General features: G+C 60.8%; 2 rRNA genes (1 of these 2 running past the window's edge). Both read right to left on the bottom strand.

The window, feature by feature from the left end:
• Positions 1-1,276 (bottom strand): 23S ribosomal RNA (locus JL475_RS37925); it reaches 1,922 nt to the left of the window's first position.
• Positions 1,277-1,591: 315 nt separating this feature from the next.
• Positions 1,592-3,120: ribosomal RNA gene (locus JL475_RS37920) — 16S ribosomal RNA — on the bottom strand.
• Together the 16S and 23S rRNA genes form the textbook arrangement of a ribosomal RNA operon.
• Positions 3,121-3,353 lie beyond the last annotated feature (233 nt).

Raw genomic sequence — 3,353 nt, 5'->3', positions numbered from 1 at the left:
TGCAATGACACGACTTCGGCGGTACGCTTGAGCCCCGCTACATTGTCGGCGCGGAATCACTAGACCAGTGAGCTATTACGCACTCTTTCAAGGGTGGCTGCTTCTAAGCCAACCTCCTGGTTGTCTGTGCGACTCCACATCCTTTCCCACTTAGCGTACGCTTGGGGGCCTTAGTCGATGCTCTGGGCTGTTTCCCTCTCGACCATGGAGCTTATCCCCCACGGTCTCACTGCCGCGCTCTCACTTGCCGGCATTCGGAGTTTGGCTAAGGTCAGTAACCCGGTAGGGCCCATCGCCTATCCAGTGCTCTACCTCCGGCAAGAAACACACGACGCTGCACCTAAATGCATTTCGGGGAGAACCAGCTATCACGGAGTTTGATTGGCCTTTCACCCCTAACCACAGGTCATCCCCCAGGTTTTCAACCCTGGTGGGTTCGGTCCTCCACGACCTCTTACAGCCGCTTCAACCTGCCCATGGCTAGATCACTCCGCTTCGGGTCTTGAGCGTGCTACTAAAAGCGCCCTGTTCGGACTCGCTTTCGCTACGGCTTCCCCACCCGGGTTAACCTCGCAACACACCGCAAACTCGCAGGCTCATTCTTCAAAAGGCACGCAGTCACGACGTTGAGTGCAAGCACTCAACGCGACGCTCCCACGGCTTGTAGGCACACGGTTTCAGGTACTATTTCACTCCCCTCCCGGGGTACTTTTCACCATTCCCTCACGGTACTGTCCGCTATCGGTCACCAGGGAATATTTAGGCTTGGCGGGTGGTCCCGCCGGATTCACACGGGATTTCTCGGGCCCCGTGCTACTTGGGTGTCTCTCCAACGAGCCGCTGACGTTTCGGCTACGGGGGTCTTACCCTCTGCGCCGGACCTTTCGCATGTCCTTCGCCTACGTCAACGGTTTCTGACTCGTCCCACGGCCGGCAGACCGTGGAAGAGAGATCCCACAACCCCGCATGCGCAACCCCTGCCGGGTCTCGCACGCATGCGGTTTGGCCTCGTCCGGTTTCGCTCGCCACTACTCCCGGAATCACGGTTGTTTTCTCTTCCTGCGGGTACTGAGATGTTTCACTTCCCCGCGTTCCCTCCGCATACCCTATGTGTTCAGGTATGGGTGACAGCCCATGACGACTGCCGGGTTTCCCCATTCGGACACCCCCGGATCACAGCCTGGTTGACGGCTCCCCGGGGACTATCGTGGCCTCCCACGTCCTTCATCGGTTCCTGGTGCCAAGGCATCCACCGTGCGCCCTTAAAAACTTGGCCACAGATGCTCGCGTCCACTGTGCAGTTCTCAAACAACGACCGACCACCCGTCACACACCACCTGAGCGATGCTTCACCGGGGCCGGCACCGAGAGACGGGCCTCACGGCCGTGCCCTCAGACACCCAACAGCGTGCCCGGCCGGCGCCCGTCCGGAGATCATGCTTTCCACGCTCCTGAGAGCAGTACTCGCAAGCCCCCGGCCCGAGACGGCCGGCCGAATAATCAACGTTCCACCCATGAGCAACCAGCACCGGACGTGCGCCGGTGTACTGGCCCCTGACCGGCCCGGGGGCCGGTGAGAAGTGCTCCTTAGAAAGGAGGTGATCCAGCCGCACCTTCCGGTACGGCTACCTTGTTACGACTTCGTCCCAATCGCCAGTCCCACCTTCGACGGCTCCCTCCCCAGGGGGGTTGGGCCACCGGCTTCGGGTGTTACCGACTTTCGTGACGTGACGGGCGGTGTGTACAAGGCCCGGGAACGTATTCACCGCAGCGATGCTGATCTGCGATTACTAGCGACTCCGACTTCATGGGGTCGAGTTGCAGACCCCAATCCGAACTGAGACCGGCTTTTTGAGATTCGCTCCACCTCGCGGTATCGCAGCTCATTGTACCGGCCATTGTAGCACGTGTGCAGCCCAAGACATAAGGGGCATGATGACTTGACGTCGTCCCCACCTTCCTCCGAGTTGACCCCGGCGGTCTCCCGTGAGTCCCCAGCACCCCCGAGGGGGCCTGCTGGCAACACGGGACAAGGGTTGCGCTCGTTGCGGGACTTAACCCAACATCTCACGACACGAGCTGACGACAGCCATGCACCACCTGTACACCGACCACAAGGGGGCGCCTGTCTCCAGGCGTTTCCGGTGTATGTCAAGCCTTGGTAAGGTTCTTCGCGTTGCGTCGAATTAAGCCACATGCTCCGCCGCTTGTGCGGGCCCCCGTCAATTCCTTTGAGTTTTAGCCTTGCGGCCGTACTCCCCAGGCGGGGCACTTAATGCGTTAGCTGCGGCACGGACGACGTGGAATGTCGCCCACACCTAGTGCCCACCGTTTACGGCGTGGACTACCAGGGTATCTAATCCTGTTCGCTCCCCACGCTTTCGCTCCTCAGCGTCAGTATCGGCCCAGAGATCCGCCTTCGCCACCGGTGTTCCTCCTGATATCTGCGCATTTCACCGCTACACCAGGAATTCCGATCTCCCCTACCGAACTCTAGCCTGCCCGTATCGACTGCAGACCCGGGGTTGAGCCCCGGGCTTTCACAACCGACGCGACAGGCCGCCTACGAGCTCTTTACGCCCAATAATTCCGGACAACGCTCGCGCCCTACGTATTACCGCGGCTGCTGGCACGTAGTTAGCCGGCGCTTCTTCTGCAGGTACCGTCACTTGCGCTTCTTCCCTGCTGAAAGAGGTTTACAACCCGAAGGCCGTCGTCCCTCACGCGGCGTCGCTGCATCAGGCTTGCGCCCATTGTGCAATATTCCCCACTGCTGCCTCCCGTAGGAGTCTGGGCCGTGTCTCAGTCCCAGTGTGGCCGGTCGCCCTCTCAGGCCGGCTACCCGTCGTCGCCTTGGTGAGCCGTTACCTCACCAACCAGCTGATAGGCCGCGGGCTCATCCTGCACCGCCGGAGCTTTCCGTCCCCGCCCATGCGGGCGGGGACGGGTATCCGGTATTAGACCCCGTTTCCAGGGCTTGTCCCGAAGTGCAGGGCAGATTGCCCACGTGTTACTCACCCGTTCGCCACTAATCCGCCCCGAGGGGCTTCATCGTTCGACTTGCATGTGTTAAGCACGCCGCCAGCGTTCGTCCTGAGCCAGGATCAAACTCTCCGTGAATGCTTCCCGGTGATCCGGGGACACCACGGGAGCGGAACCGCCGGAGGAATGATCCGGCGGTTCACAGCGTCCTCGCTGTGTTTCTTCAAAGGAACCTCGTCCCGGCCGGTCGGCCGGAGACGGGGTGTCAACATATCTGGCGTTGATTTTTGGCACGCTGTTGAGTTCTCAAGGAACGGACGCTTCCTTCGTACTCACCCTCGCGGGTTTTCCTCCGGGCGCTTCCCTTCGGT

Origin of the sequence: Streptomyces sp. M2CJ-2 (genome assembly GCF_016757295.1) — a bacterium.
Lineage (GTDB): Bacteria > Actinomycetota > Actinomycetes > Streptomycetales > Streptomycetaceae > Streptomyces.
Note: the sequence above shows the minus strand (reverse complement) of the source record. Positions and strands in the feature narration are given on the sequence as shown.